The organism is Curtobacterium sp. NPDC087082, from assembly GCF_044745045.1.
Lineage (GTDB): Bacteria > Actinomycetota > Actinomycetes > Actinomycetales > Microbacteriaceae > Curtobacterium.
In genome coordinates this window covers 229,981-243,270 of sequence record NZ_JBIUZN010000005.1, presented here as the reverse complement: position 1 = coordinate 243,270, position 13,290 = coordinate 229,981, and the positions used below count along the sequence as shown (strand labels likewise).

Below are 13,290 nucleotides of genomic sequence, written 5' to 3'. Positions count from 1 at the left end.
CGGTTCAGTCCCCGTCGCCGATCCGTGTGAATGGAGCGATGATTTCGGACTAAAGCGTTATAGTCAACCCCGTGGCCCAGAACCGTCGTACGACGATCGCCGACATCGCCGCACGAGCCGGCGTGTCCATCAGCGCGGTCTCGTTCGCGCTCAACGACCGCCCCGGCGTGTCCGACGAGACCCGCGCGCGGGTGCAGGCCATCGCCCGCGAACTCGACTGGCAGCCGCACACCGCCGCACGGGCCCTGGGCGGTGCGAAGGCCGGGTCGATCGGCTTCGTGCTGAACCGGCCGGCCCGGACGCTCGGCACCGAGTCGTTCTTCGGCGACCTCATCTCGGGGATCCAGCTCGGGCTCGCCGGCAGTCACGTCGGCATGAACCTCCTCGTCGCGCGGGACGCCGCCGAGGAGCTCCAGACCTACCGGGACTGGTGGCGCGGACACCGGGTCGACGGCGTGATCGTGATCGACCCCCGCCGCGACGACGACCGGCTCGCGCTGCTCGCCGAGCTCGGGATGCCCACCGTCGTCGTCGGGTCGCACCCCTCGGCCGAGCCCGCGGCACCGACGGTCTGGATCGACGACTCCGACGCGACCGACACCGTGCTGCGGTACCTGCACGCGCTCGGGCACCGGCGGATCGCGCACGTCGCCGGACGACCGGAGTTCGAGCACACGGCGATGCGGATCGACCGCCTCCGCGAGTTCACCGCGGCCGAGGGGCTGGAGGACGCCGTGTCGATCCCGACCGACTACTCCGCCGAGGCCGGGGCGAGCGCGACCAGGTCCCTGCTCTCGCGGAGCGTCCGCCCCACCGCGATCGTGTACGACAACGACGTGCTCGCGGTCGCCGGGCTGGGCGTGGCGAGCGAGATGGGCGTGCGCGTGCCGGGTGACGTCTCGATCGTGTCGTTCGACGACTCGGCGATGGTCCGGCTCGTGCGGCCGTCGATCACCTCGCTCACGCGTGACACGGTCGAGCTCGGGCAGCGGGCGGCGACGCTCCTGCGCGAGCAGATCGACGCCGGCTCGCCGCTGCCGTCGCGCCCGGGGCCGTCGCTGACGTTGAGCGTGCGCGAGTCGACCGGCCGCGTGCACCCCTGACCCGCCTGCGGCGCAGGCCCGTCGACACGCCGATCCTGGGCGCCGCGTGCGCACGGGCAGCGCGGCCGACTTGACGCCGGTTCGAACACACGTTCGAATACTCTCGTGGGACGGCGTCGCGAGAACCGGTGGCAGCCCCCGGAACACCCGGAGGTCGAGCGTCCGCGCGCCTACTCCCTCTCCGAGGACGCCCGCGGTCCGGACGTCTGCCACGCCGTCACCCCCGTGCCGGTCTGGGCGTGGATCCAGTTCCCCACGTTCCACGTCCGCGTGAAGGCCTTCGCGAAGAGCTGGACCCGCGACGCCGTCCTCGTCGAGTGGGCGCAGTTCGGGCAGCAGGCGAACGCGTGGGTGTGGCGGTCCGCGGTGAAGCACCGCACCCTGCGTGCCGACGCGTCGCGGCGCAGTCCGCAGAACGCACCACGTTGACTTCCCCCGACATCGCGAGGATCGTTTACGGAACACCGGTACAGCAAGTAACTCACTGATCGAGACATTCGGTCCGAGTGCTGACGCTGGGAGGAGGCACCATGAAGAAGAGCGAGGTGCCGTCCTGGGTCGCCCACGTGCTCACCCCGCCCGAGGTCATCGCGGCCTACGTCGAACGACGGGTCAACGACCCGGCGTTGCTGACGGGTGAACACACGGAGCCCACGTACGCGGACTTCCTCCGCGACGAGTAGACGGTCTTCCCGGAGGCGCGGCACACGTTCCGGACTCACGGAACGGGATCCGCGCCTCCCGTTCGACCGCCCCGACCACGACGCGCGGACAGCGTCACGCCCACGCTCGCGGCGGTGACGCACGCGAGGGCGACGACCTCGAGCAGCGCGAGCGCCTCGTGCAGGATCAGCAGGCCCGCGAGGGCCGCGATCGCCGGCCCGAGGCTCTGCAGCACCCCGAAGACACGGGTCGGCATCCGCCGGAGCGCGAGCATCTCGAGCGCGTAGGGCAGGACGCTCGAGAGCACGGCGACACCGCCGAACACGAGGAGGAGCACCGGTTCACGGACGACCCCGTCGACCGCCGACCGGAGCCCGAACGGCAGCGACACGAGCATCGCGACGAGCATCGACACGGCGAGCCCGTCCACGCCGGGGATCGCGGCCCCCACGTGCCGGTTCATGACGATGTAGCCCGCCCAGCACACCGCGGCGAGGACGGCGAACACGACACCGCCGACCGCGGTCACCGCCGCCGGATCGACCCCGAGCAGCACGACCCCGGCGAGCGCCAGCACCGCCCAGAGCACGTCGCGCCACCGCCGGGTGTGCACGAGGGAGAGGGCGAGCGGGCCGAGGAACTCGATCGTCACCGCGACCCCGATCGGGATGCTCGCGAACGCCACGTAGATGAAGACGTTCATGCCGCCGAGCGCCAGCCCGAGGCCGATCGCACCGAGCCACTGCTGCCGGGTCCAGTGCCGGACGCGCGGCCGGACCACGAGCGCGAGGACGACGGCCCCGATGACGAGCCGCAGTGTGGCGGCGCCGACCGAGCCGACGTCGTCGAACCGGGTCTTCGCGATCGCGGCGCCGAGCTGCACGGACACCATCGCCGCGAGGGCGAGGAGCGGCGCCGGGACGCGGTTCACCGGTGCGCCGTCACCCGAGGTAGGCGAGCACGGCGAGGACCCGACGGTGGTCCTCGCCCGTGTCCTCGAGCGCGAGCTTGCCGAAGATGCTCGAGACGTGCTTCTCGACCGCGCCGGTGCCGATCACGAGCGCGCGGGCGATCGCGGCGTTGGTGCGGCCCTCGGCCATGAGCCCGAGGACGTCGCGCTCGCGCGGCGTGAGCGCTGCGAGCGGGTCACGGCGGCGGCTCATGAGCTGGGTGACGACCTCGGGGTCGAGGACGGTGCCGCCGGCGGCGATGCGGCGGACGGCGTCGTCGATCTCCTCGAGCCGGGTGACGCGGTCCTTGAGCAGGTAGCCGATGCCGGTCGCGCCCGCCGCGAGGACGTCCTCGGCGTAGGTGGCCTCGACGTACTGGGACAGCAGGAGCACGCCGGTGCGCGGAGCCCGGCGCCGGGTCTCGACGGCCGCGCGGACGCCCTCGTCGGTGAAGGTCGGCGGCATCCGCACGTCCATCACCACGACGTCGGGGGCACCGTCGGGGAGCGTGGCGAGGAAGGAGTCGGCGTCGGCGTACTGCCCGATGACGTCGATGCCCGCTTCGTCGAGCACGCGCGAGAGTCCTTCGCGCAGGAGCACGGCGTCGTCGACGACGACGGCCCGGATGCGTGCTGCATCCGGGCCGTCGCTCATGCCGACCAGCCTAGTGGGAGCGTGGACGCTCCCGGGGGCTCACGAGCGCGTCGTGGGCACGCCGTTCAGGGCGCCGAGCGGGATCCGTGCGGTCGCCTCGGTCGGACCGCCCTCAGGGCTCGAGACCGTCAGCTCGCCGTCGAGGGCGCGCATCCGACCCATCAGCCCCTCGATGCCGTGCCCCTCCTGCGGGCGGGCCCCACCGCGGCCGTCGTCGGTGACACTGACCGTGAGGTACCAGAGTCCGGAGGCGTCGACCACGAGTCCGAGGTACACCCCGGCGGTCGAGGCACCGGCGTGCTTCGTGGTGTTCGTCAGCAGCTCGCTCACCGTGAAGTACACGTTGCGCTGGATCTCGGTCGCGAGCTCGAGCCCGTCGGGCAGGCGGACGTCCAGGCCGACGGGGATCGGGGTCCGGGCGACGAGGGCCTCGAGCGCGGCGACGAGCCCGCGGTCGAGCAGGATGGGCGGTGCGAACCCGCGGGACAGGGCACGCAGTTCGTCGAGGGCGTCCTGGGCGTGCTCCGACGCCTCGCCGATGAGCTGCTTCGCCTTCACCGGGTCCTTGTCGAAGGCACGCTCGGCCGCGGACAGGTCCATGCGCAGGCGGACGAGTCGCTGCTGCGGGCCGTCGTGCAGGTCGCGCTCGATCTGGCGGAGTGCCTGGCCCTCGGCGGTGACGGCGCCGGCACGGGAGGCCTGGAGCCCGGCGACCCGACGCTCGAGCTGCTCCGCACGGAACCCGCCGAGCAGACCGAAGTCGATCCAGAAGTGCGCGATCACGGAACCGCGGGCCCACAGCGGGAAGAGCACCACCGAGGCGGCCATCGACAGGAGTCCGAGGGACCCGAAGCCCACGACGGACGTCATGTCCCACCCGAAGTACTGCGCGCTCATGCCGTTCACGAACGCGACCCCGGCGACGCCGATCGGCCAGAGGAAGCCGGCGAGGAGCAGTGCGCCGGCGCCCACCGTGCAGAGCGCCGCGATCGGGTACACGACCGCCGCGTGCAGCAGGTACAGCCAGTAGTGCGGGTTGGCGACGGCCGAGCCCGTGCGCGTCCACCAGTTCTGCTGCCATCGGGGCGTCCAGTCGACCGGTCGGATCGGGCGGTTGTCGGCCCACCCGATGCGGAGCTTCTCGAACTGTCCGAGCCACCGCGCAACGAACAGCGCGATGAAGAACATCAGCAGGACGAACGGGTTGAAGAGGTCGCGGAAGCCGCCGCCGAAGATCGCCGCGGGGAACGCGGCGTAGAGCGTGCAGAGCAGCACCGCCGTGAGTGCCATGTAGCCGAAGTCACGCGGCAGGCGCTTCCACGCCTCGCGGTAGAACGCACCGGCGGTCATGCCCGTGCCCGATCCTGCCCCACCAGGGGCGGTCGGGTGTGCCGGCGGGACGCTCGGGCCCTGGCCGCTCGCGGGCGGCGTCGACGACCACGTCGGGGGCGTCTGGTTCGGCTGTGCGGGCATCGGTTCGGTGGCTCCTGGCGGGACGGAGTCGTGCAGCGGGACGGTCTCGGCCTGGTCGAGGCGGGCGGTGTCGGTCATGACACCAAGCCTCGCGATCACCGGCTCGATCCCCCATCCTGCCCCCTCCCGAACCGGAGGTGGGGTTATCCCCCGCACCGGCCGGCGGCGGTGTTCGTCGCCACGGTGGTGGCGGGTGTCTGCGGAGCGGTCGTGCTCGTGGCCGCCCTGCGGTCCCGGGACCGCCGCGCCATCGCGTTCGGGGTCGCGGCACTGGTGGCGTTCGGCGTGCTGACCGTCCGGGGTCTGCGCGGACCGCAGCGCGTGCTCGGCTGGGTCGTGACGATCGCCGCGGCGATGTGGTTCGTCGTGTCCATGCTGTCGCAGACGGTCCCGCCGCCCTCCACCGCGCAGGAGGTCCTCACCGTCGTGTACGCGGTCCCCGGCGTACTGCAGGCGGTCGCGTTCCTCGCGGCGGCCGTCCTCGTCGCCGTGCCCCTGCTCCGCCCGGTCGGTGCCGGCGCGGGGTCGCTCTGGTCCTCCGCCGAGGTCCGCTGACCCGCCCACTCCACAGATCGGACACCGGCGCCCTCGCCCGGGTGTCCGACATGGCAGCGTCATGGCGTGGAAGATGCACTCCGAGCACTGGTGGACGCCGTCGGCCTCGACGTTCGCTACGGCGACGAGGTCCTCGCCGACGACGAGCGCTGGACGCTCGACCTCGGCTCGACGACCGACCACGTCTGGGTTGCGTCGTCCGCCCGCACCGAGGTGTGGCTCCGACGCGGCGACGACGTCTGGGTGATCTCGCCGGGGACCGCAGCGATCGTCGCGCCGGGAGTCCCGGTGACGGTGGGCACCGGCCCGGATCGCTCACCAGCACCGACGGCCGACGATGCGTGGTGCAGTCCGACGGGCGTCCACCTCGGGACCGCGTCGTTCGGCCCGTTCGTCGACGAAGCGCTCGGGCTCGGCGCGCTCGTCCACACCGAGCCACCCGAGGCACCGCACGAGGACGTGGTGCTCGCCCTCGCCCACATCGCGTCGCTCGTCGGTGGCCGGTGGAGGGCATCGCGCCGGGATGCCCTCGCGCGTGTCGTCGTCATGACCGTGCTCGGCGACAACCCACCGTCGTTCCTCGCGGATGCGAGCCTGACCCCGTGCATCGATCGGCTCCTCGACGGCGGCGACCCCGTGCCGATCGACGAGCTGCGGCGCGGCACCGGCATGTCGGCGAGCACCGTGCGGCGCCGGTTCCGCGCGACGACCGGCTGCTCGCCCGAGGAGCTCCGGCGGTGGTTCCGGTCGCTCGCCCTCCGTGCCGCACTCGCCGACGGCGACGCGGACCCGGCCGCCGTCGCCGCCGACGCCGGGTTCAGCACCACGAGTTCGATGCGGCGCTCGCTCCGGCGCGTGCGAGCGCCCGATGTCCGTGTTCCGCCCGCGCTCTGACCGTTCTGGTTCGCGGATCCCGGGATCCGCGAACCAGGACGGTCAATCGCCGGACAGAACGTGCGGTCGCCCGGGGCTCACGCGCCGAGCGACGCCAGCCGTTCGGAGCGACGGGCGGCCTGCTCGACCGGGTCCGGCACGGGTGCCGCCTGGATGAGCCGCCGCGTGTACGGGTCCTGCGGCGCGCGCAGGATCGCGTCGCGGCTCCCCTGCTCGGCGACCCGCCCGCCGTGCAGCACCACGACCCGGTCGCAGAGCGTGTCCACCACGGCCAGGTCGTGCGTGACGAAGAGGCAGGCGAACCCGAGTCGTTCCTGGAGCTCCCGGAAGACGTCGAGCACCCGTGCCTGAACCGAGACGTCGAGCGCGCTGGTGGGCTCGTCCGCGATGAGCAGCGCGGGGTCCAACGCGACGGCACGGGCGATCGCGACGCGCTGCCGCTGGCCGCCGGAGAGCTCGTGCGGGAAGCGCTCGCGGAAGCCGCCGTCGAGCCCGACGTCCGCGAGCAGGCGCTCCACCCGCTCCCGGACCTCGTCCGCGGGCAGACCGAGGATCTGCCGGAGCGGTTCGGCGACCGTCTGCCCGACCGTGTACCGCGGGTTCAGGGAACGCAGCGGGTTCTGGAAGACGACGCCGACGCGACGGCGCATGGCACGCCGGGAGGCACGGTGCGTGCCCGCCACGTCCGTCCCCTCGACGAGGACGGCGCCCGCGGTGATCGGTGCGAGTCCGACGGCGGCTCGGCCGATGGTGGTCTTGCCGCTGCCGGACTCCCCGACCAGGCCGACGATCTCTCCCCGGCCGACGGTGAACGACACGTCGTCGACCGCACGGAAGCGCCCACGGAGTGCTCCGCCGTACTCGACCACGAGGTGCCGGACGTCCAGGACGGGTGCGGCGACCTCCGCGGCGGGGTCGACCCGCGCCTCCTGGACCGCACCGGTGCCCATCCGCGGGACGGCGGCGAGGAGTTCGCGCGTGTAGTCGGCGGCGGGTGCGGCGAAGACCACGCTCGCCGAGCCGGTCTCGACGACGCTTCCGCGACGCATGACCACCACGCGGTCGGCGATGTCCGCCACGACGCCCATGTCGTGCGTGATGAGCAGGATCGCGGTCCCGGTGCGTTCACGCAGCCGGCGGAGGACGTCGAGGACCTCGGCCTGCACGGTCACGTCGAGCGCGGTCGTCGGCTCGTCCGCGATGAGGAGGTCCGGGTCGGCCGCGAGCGCCATCGCGATCATGACGCGCTGGCACTGGCCGCCGGAGAGTTCGTGCGGGTACTGGCCGAGTCGGCGTTCGGGCTCCGGGACCTCGACGGCGCGGAGGAGGTCGAGCGACCGTTCCCGCACCGCGGCACGGTCGAGGCCGTCCTGGGCACGACGAACGGCCTCAGCGAGCTGGAACCCGACCGTGAAGACCGGGTTCAGTGCGGCGGACGGGTCCTGGAAGATCATCGAGACCCGGCGGCCACGTGCGGCTCGGAGGGTGCGCTCGTCGGCGCCGAGGACCTCGAGGTCACCGAGGCGGATGCTCCCGGTGGCACGTGCGCCGTCCGGGGCGATGCCCATCGCCGTCATCGCGGTCATGCTCTTGCCGGAGCCGGACTCGCCGACGACGGCGACCACCTCGCCGCGACCGACGGTGAACGAGGCGTCGTCGACCGCGCGGACCACGGTGCCGTCGACGTCGAACGTGACGCTGAGGTGTTCGACGGTGAGGACGTCGCTCATGGGGTCTCCGATCGGTCGGGGTGGTCGCGGGCGTCCTTGAACGCCTCCCACTCCTCGAGCATCTTGCGGTGGTAGCCCTGCAGCCACTGCATGTAGTCGCGGCCGTTGAGCAGGCGCTCGCGGACCTCGGCGTCGACGTCACCGGAACCGGTCCGGCCCGCCGCCTCGACGACGGCGAGACCGTGGCCGATGATGTCGCGCTGGCGGTCGAGGTACTTCCGCTCGCTCGCGAGCCAGGACCCCCACACGTCGGCCTCGGCGCGGAAGTAGTGGCTGCGCTCGCCGGGGACGGTGTGCCGCTTCACGAAGCCGGAGTCGACGAGCCGCCTGGTCGCCATCGACACCGATCCCGAGCTGGCGCCGAGGGCGGCCTGCAGGTCGGCGGACGACGAGTGCGGGGCGCGCGTCATCATGAGGTACCCGAGCACCCGGGCGTCGGTGAGGGGCATGCCCGCGGCGTCGTTGAGCATGAGGGCGAACTCCTCGACGAACGTCTGCCGCTCCGGTTCGAGGACGACGTCGTCGACGGGGTGCTCGTCGGTGCGCGCGCGGACACCGGCGCGGTCGTCGCCGCTCACGGTGCCAGTCCAGCCGCGACCTCGGGTCGCTCGGACGGGATCGTCCAGGGTTCCTCGCTCATGCCGCCGCCTGCGCGGATCGACACCACGGTGCCGTCGGCATCGCGCTCGTAGGTGATGTCCTCGTCGATCGACCCGAAGCGGTTGCCGTGGGTCATCCGGAGCGTGTCGGCGTCGACGACCTCGAGCCGGGTCGGGGTGTCGAGCGGCTCGGGGCCCGACGGGTCGACCTCGACGAGTCGATCCCCGATCCGGGCGATGTCGGTGACGCCCCACGGGTTCGCGAAGCGCCCCGTGAACGTGTCGGTGTCGACGTCGTCGGGCACCGGCGTCCCGGGGGCGTCGTCGTCCGCCGCGGCGTCGAGCATCCGGATGATCGCGGTGGCGATGAGCGTCGCCGGGCCGGCCGCGGCGCTGGTGAGCACCGAGACGACGAGACCGGAGGCCGGGTCGAACATCGACTGCGTGATGTGCCCGGGGAAGCCGCCGGAGTGGCCGCGGATCTCCCGGCCACCGATCCGGTCGACGATGAACCCGGCGCCGTAGCCGCGCGCCGCGGGGTCGACCGTCGCGCTCCACGCCTTGCGCTGCGCGAGCCGCTTCGAGTGGTCGTCGAGCAGGGTGCCCTGCCCGATGACGTGCTGCGAGAAGTACCGGACGAGGTCGGAGGCGGTGCCGTGGAAGCCCGTCGCCGCTGCCATCGCGCGGGTGTCGACGTGGTCGATCCGCCGACGCTGCCGAGCGACGTGGAACCCGGTGTACCCGACCACGAAGTCGTCGGCGCGCGCGGGGTCCCAGTCGGGCCCGGTGTTCCGCAGGCCGAGCGGTTCGGTGATCGACTCGCGGACGAAGTCGTTGTACGACCGACCGGACACCGCGGCGATGACGAGCCCGAGCAAGGAGTACCCGAGGTTCGAGTAGTTGAACGACGATCCGGTGGGAACCTTCTGCCCGCGGTCGAGGACGAGCGCGAGGAGTTCCTGTTCGTCCGGGAAGGGCCGGAGCAGCGACCAGTAGTCGCCGTCGTGACCGTCCCGGATCACGCCGGCCCCCATCTCCATGAGCTCCCGGATCGTGGCGTCGGCGAGGGGCGAGCCGCCGTCGACGAGCGCCGGGACGTACGTGCCCACCGTGTCGTCGAGCCGCAGCGACCCGCGCTCGGCGAGCTGCAGGAGCGCGGTGGCGGTGAAGGTCTTCGAGTGCGAGGCGATGCGGAACAGGTCGGTGGTGGTGAGGCGGCGCCCGGCCTCGACGTCCGCGTAGCCCCAGGCCTCGTCGAAGAGGACCTCGTTGCCGTACCCGATCGCGAGCTGCACGCCGGGGACGCGGAGCTGCCACACCTTGTACGACACCCACTCGTGGATGTAGGGCAGGGTCTTCCGGTAGGCGGCGAGGGTGTCTGTCACGGTGGTCCTTTCGAGGGGCGGTGGGTCGAGTCTGACGGATCAGCGCCGTCGCGGGTCGAGCGCGGCGCGCAGCGTGTCCCCGAGCGCGATGACGCAGAGCACCGTCACGGCGAGGAACACCGCGGGTGCGACGAGCATGTGCGGCGCTCGGAGGAACTGGCTCGTCGCGGCGGAGAGCTGCAGTCCCCACGAGATCGCCGGACTCTCGAGCCCGATGCCGAGGTACGTCAGGGACGACTCCGACACGATGACGCCGCCGACGGTGATCGTCGCGAGCACGAGCAGGGGTGAGATCGACGATGGCAGGACGTACCGCGTCGTGATCCGCCACGTAGAGAGCCCCATCGTCCGCGCGGCGAGCACGAACTCGGCGTTCCGGACGCTCCGCACGCTCGACCGCACGAGCCGGGCCATCGTCGGCCAGCCGAACAGCGCGAGCACGAGCGAGACCGTCAGCACCGAGCGCTCCCCCACGCTGTTCAGGACGACGACGGCGCCGAGCAGGAACGGGAAGCCGAGGAACACGTCGGTGAGCCGCGCGAGCACCGCGTCGACCCAGCCGCCGACCATGCCCGCGACGGTGCCGACGACGACGGCGACGACCCCGGCGAGGACCGTGGTGAGCACGGCGACGGCGATCGACGACCGCGTCCCGTAGACCACGTTGGCGTACACGTCGCAGCCCTGCAGGTCGAAGCCGAACGGGTGACCGCCGGTCGGCGACGCGCCGCTCCGACCGAGGTCGCACACCCGCGGGTCGCCGTGGCCGAAGAAGCCGGCGAAGAACCCCGGGAAGACGGCGACGAGCACGACGACGGCGAGGACCCCGGCCGGCAGCCAGAACCCCGGACGACGGACGGCCGCACGCAGGGGACGCCGCTTCGTGACGACGGACGACGGGACGGTCGCGCCGATCGCGGAGGTGGTCATGCGGAGGCTCCTGTCCGGACGCGCGGGTCGAGGGCGGCGTGCAGCAGGTCGACGAGCACGCTCGTGACGAGGAACACCAGGATGAGTGCCGTCGAGATGCCGACGACGACGGCCCCCTCGTGCGACCGGATGCCCTGGAACAGCAGGTTCCCGACACCGGGGAGGTTGAAGATGCCCTCGATGATCACGGTCCCGCCCATCAGGTAGCCCAGGTCCGTGGCGAGGTAGGTCGCCGTCGGGATGAGCGAGTTGCGCATCACGTGCACGCCGACGATCCGTCCCGGCGCGAGTCCCTTCGCCCGGGCGGTCCGCACGAAGTCCGCGTCGAGCGTCTCGATCATCGACGTCCGCGTCAGCCGGGACACCGCCGCGAGACCGAACAGCGCGATCACGAACGCCGGCAGCACGTAGGCCGTCGGCCACCCCGCCGTGGCGCCCGCGACCGGGAACCAGTGGAGCCGGACCGAGAACACGAGCTGCAGCGCGACGCCGAGCACGAAGACGGGGACGGCACCGACGACGATCGTCCCGACCAGGACCGTCTTGTCGAGGACGGTCCCGCGGCGGAGGGCCGAGACCACGCCGAGCCCGATGCCGAGCAGGATCTCGATCGCCCAGGCCGTCAGCGCGAGCGTGATGGTGACCGGCCAGCGCGACGCCATCTGCTCGCCGACGGACTGGCCGCTGAAGTCCGTGCCGAAGTCGCCTCGGAACAGCCCCGCGAGGTACTGCACGTACTGCAGCCACAGCGGCTGGTCGAGGTGGTACTCGGCGCGCAGCGCCCGGACGACGGCGTCGCTGAGCGGCCGGTCGCCGCCGAGCGCCTTGATGGGGTCTCCTGGCAGCGCGAACGTCATCGCGTAGATGAGGAAGGTCACCCCGAGGAAGACGACGACCAGGCCGCCGACCCGGCGACCGACGGCGAGCGCCGGGCGCATCACGCGCCTCCTGGCACGGCCGTCGCGAGGGACGGACGGGAGGCGCGGGTCGGCCCCGCCACGTGACTCGCGCAGGCGAGGATCGCGCCGTACTGCACCCCCACCAGCTTGCTGATCGGGATCGGCTCCGCGCCGGTCGCCTCGTCGGCCTGCCAGGTCGCGTACCGCTGGGCGAGGCGGTCGCGGAGCCGCCGCAGCGGCGCGGGCGCGGTCCCCGCGGTCGTCTCGGCCTCGAGTGCCCGGAGCAGCATCCCGCCGTACCGCAGGCGGAAGCAGCGCACCAGGTCCTCGCAGCCGAACCGCTCGGCGACGGTGGCCGTCCGGTCCGCGGGCTCACGGTCGGCGCGGGCCCGGTCGGTGTCGGTCATCCCGGCGATCATCGGGATGAACGCGCGGGACCCCTCGAGGAACGGTGACTCGATCGTGAGCATCGGCGAGGCCGCGTCGAGGATCTCCTGCAGTTCCGCGCCCGACGCACCGAGGTCGTCGGCGCAGCGGCGGAGCAGATCCGCGTAGGACTCCGACGTCGGGGTCTGGTCGTCGGCGTCCGGGTGGCTCCAGTACGGCAGCTCGGCGACCATGCACAGCGCACCGTGGCGCATCGCCCACGCGGCGCTGGACGCCCCGTGGATGTGCTCGCCGGGGTCGACGCCGAGGCCCTCGAGGTAGTCGTACGCCGTCTCGATGCCGTCCATCGCGAACACCGCCGGGGCGAGCTCCCGCAGGTACGGCGACTCCGGCTCACCCGTGTCCAGCGGGAGCCCCAGCGACGCCGGCACCGCGTGCAGGGTGTCGATCACGTCCGGCAGGTCCTCGGACAGGTAGTAGTAGACCCCGCCCATCTCGCCGTTGTGCAGCGACACGAGCAGGTCCGGCCGGGTGTCGTCGATGAGCCGCATGAACGCCAGGGTCTCCGGCAGCACCTGGTCGAAGTACACCGACCGGTAGCTGTTCGGGAACGTCCACTCCACCTGGCTGTCCGGTGCCGGACGGTAGAAGTGCCGCGCGTACCAGGCCCGGTCGAACGGGTCGCGGAACCACGCCTCGTTCAACCGCATGCCGTCCGGGTCGATCGTCGGGACGATGTGCCACGTCGTGTCCAGTTCCCGGGCCGACGCCTCGTCGCCGACCATCGTCTCGGCGAGGTGCAGCGCCGTCCACGAGCCGATCGGTTCGTTCGGGTGCACGCCGCCGACGACGACGGCGGCGTGCGACCCGGAACCGATGCGGTAGGAGTGGAGTGGCTCGCCGAGCCGACTGGTGCCGATCCGGGTCACCGTGACCTGCTCGGGGTGGGCCGCGGCGAGCGCGTCGAACCGGGCGTGCAGGTCGTCGACGAGCGGGAAGCCGTCGCGGTCGGGGACCTCGGCGACGAGGCGGAGGATGGTGCGCTGGTCCATGCGGTGGTGCCGGTCC

At 72.4% G+C, this 13,290-nt stretch carries 14 protein-coding genes; 5 read left to right on the top strand and 9 right to left on the bottom strand.

The features are described from left to right. The first annotated feature begins 71 nt into the window (after positions 1-71). The 3 genes from ACIPEP_RS14715 to ACIPEP_RS14705 all read left to right on the top strand — a co-directional run bounded on the left by ACIPEP_RS14715 (position 72) and on the right by ACIPEP_RS14705 (position 1,786). On the top strand, positions 72-1,103 hold the full coding sequence (locus tag ACIPEP_RS14715; RefSeq protein WP_402717669.1) for a LacI family DNA-binding transcriptional regulator: 1,032 nt from the start codon (positions 72-74) through the stop codon (positions 1,101-1,103). Between the two features lie 105 nt (positions 1,104-1,208). After that, positions 1,209-1,532 (top strand): hypothetical protein, encoded by a 324-nt coding sequence (locus tag ACIPEP_RS14710; RefSeq protein WP_336697361.1) that lies wholly within the window; start codon positions 1,209-1,211, stop codon positions 1,530-1,532. A 101-nt stretch (positions 1,533-1,633) separates the two neighbouring features. After that, positions 1,634-1,786, top strand: a complete 153-nt coding sequence (locus ACIPEP_RS14705; RefSeq protein ID WP_156794738.1) for a hypothetical protein — start codon at positions 1,634-1,636, stop codon at positions 1,784-1,786. 35 nt (positions 1,787-1,821) lie between these two features. On the opposite strand, the gene ACIPEP_RS14700 is transcribed toward ACIPEP_RS14705, so the two are convergent. The 3 genes from ACIPEP_RS14700 to ACIPEP_RS14690 are packed head-to-tail and all read right to left on the bottom strand — an operon-like array spanning position 1,822 to position 4,921. Further along, a complete protein-coding gene (locus ACIPEP_RS14700) occupies positions 1,822-2,697 on the bottom strand; it encodes an EamA family transporter (protein WP_402717668.1) in 876 nt (291 codons plus the stop codon). Positions 2,698-2,707: 10 nt separating this feature from the next. After that, positions 2,708-3,370 carry a response regulator transcription factor gene (locus tag ACIPEP_RS14695; RefSeq protein WP_070416588.1) on the bottom strand — a complete coding sequence of 221 codons (663 nt, stop codon included), beginning with the start codon at positions 3,368-3,370 and terminating at the stop codon, positions 2,708-2,710. A gap of 39 nt (positions 3,371-3,409) precedes the next feature. Further along, positions 3,410-4,921, bottom strand: a complete 1,512-nt coding sequence (locus ACIPEP_RS14690) for a histidine kinase (RefSeq protein WP_402717667.1) — start codon at positions 4,919-4,921, stop codon at positions 3,410-3,412. Positions 4,922-5,011: 90 nt separating this feature from the next. Here ACIPEP_RS14690 and ACIPEP_RS14685 point away from each other — a divergent pair, with 90 nt between their 5' ends. Next, the gene (locus ACIPEP_RS14685) at positions 5,012-5,398 is read left to right on the top strand and encodes a hypothetical protein (protein WP_402717666.1); all 387 of its coding nucleotides are present in this window, start codon (positions 5,012-5,014) and stop codon (positions 5,396-5,398) included. Positions 5,399-5,464: 66 nt separating this feature from the next. Further along, positions 5,465-6,292 carry a helix-turn-helix domain-containing protein gene (locus ACIPEP_RS14680; RefSeq protein ID WP_402717665.1) on the top strand — a complete coding sequence of 276 codons (828 nt, stop codon included), beginning with the start codon at positions 5,465-5,467 and terminating at the stop codon, positions 6,290-6,292. 77 nt (positions 6,293-6,369) lie between these two features. Here ACIPEP_RS14680 and ACIPEP_RS14675 read toward each other — a convergent pair whose 3' ends face one another. The 6 genes from ACIPEP_RS14675 to ACIPEP_RS14650 are packed head-to-tail and all read right to left on the bottom strand — an operon-like array spanning position 6,370 to position 13,274. Continuing rightward, positions 6,370-8,022: a dipeptide ABC transporter ATP-binding protein gene (locus tag ACIPEP_RS14675; RefSeq protein WP_402717664.1), complete on the bottom strand. Its 1,653-nt coding sequence runs from the start codon at positions 8,020-8,022 to the stop codon at positions 6,370-6,372. Then, entirely contained in the window at positions 8,019-8,600 is a 582-nt protein-coding gene (locus ACIPEP_RS14670; RefSeq protein WP_402717663.1) for a GbsR/MarR family transcriptional regulator, read from the bottom strand. Before ACIPEP_RS14670 ends, ACIPEP_RS14675 begins: the two co-directional genes overlap by 4 nt. Beyond that, a complete protein-coding gene (locus ACIPEP_RS14665; RefSeq protein WP_402717662.1) occupies positions 8,597-10,006 on the bottom strand; it encodes a serine hydrolase in 1,410 nt (469 codons plus the stop codon). The genes ACIPEP_RS14670 and ACIPEP_RS14665 overlap by 4 nt, the downstream gene beginning before the upstream one ends. Before the next feature lie 39 nt (positions 10,007-10,045). Beyond that, positions 10,046-10,936 (bottom strand): ABC transporter permease, encoded by an 891-nt coding sequence (locus ACIPEP_RS14660; protein WP_309779004.1) that lies wholly within the window; start codon positions 10,934-10,936, stop codon positions 10,046-10,048. After that, a complete protein-coding gene (locus tag ACIPEP_RS14655) occupies positions 10,933-11,874 on the bottom strand; it encodes an ABC transporter permease (protein ID WP_092384060.1) in 942 nt (313 codons plus the stop codon). Before ACIPEP_RS14655 ends, ACIPEP_RS14660 begins: the two co-directional genes overlap by 4 nt. Next, positions 11,874-13,274, bottom strand: a complete 1,401-nt coding sequence (locus ACIPEP_RS14650) for a M14 family zinc carboxypeptidase (protein ID WP_402717661.1) — start codon at positions 13,272-13,274, stop codon at positions 11,874-11,876. Before ACIPEP_RS14650 ends, ACIPEP_RS14655 begins: the two co-directional genes overlap by 1 nt. Between the last annotated feature and the right edge of the window lie 16 nt (positions 13,275-13,290).

Coding starts and splice junctions, on each gene's coding strand:
- ACIPEP_RS14650 (WP_402717661.1), bottom strand. CDS start 13,274: ATGGACCAGCGCACCATCCTCCGCCTCGTCGCCGAGGTCCCCGACCGC.
- ACIPEP_RS14655 (WP_092384060.1), bottom strand. CDS start 11,874: ATGCGCCCGGCGCTCGCCGTCGGTCGCCGGGTCGGCGGCCTGGTCGTC.
- ACIPEP_RS14705 (WP_156794738.1), top strand. CDS start 1,634: ATGAAGAAGAGCGAGGTGCCGTCCTGGGTCGCCCACGTGCTCACCCCG.
- ACIPEP_RS14675 (WP_402717664.1), bottom strand. CDS start 8,022: ATGAGCGACGTCCTCACCGTCGAACACCTCAGCGTCACGTTCGACGTC.
- ACIPEP_RS14695 (WP_070416588.1), bottom strand. CDS start 3,370: ATGAGCGACGGCCCGGATGCAGCACGCATCCGGGCCGTCGTCGTCGAC.
- ACIPEP_RS14690 (WP_402717667.1), bottom strand. CDS start 4,921: ATGACCGACACCGCCCGCCTCGACCAGGCCGAGACCGTCCCGCTGCAC.
- ACIPEP_RS14660 (WP_309779004.1), bottom strand. CDS start 10,936: ATGACCACCTCCGCGATCGGCGCGACCGTCCCGTCGTCCGTCGTCACG.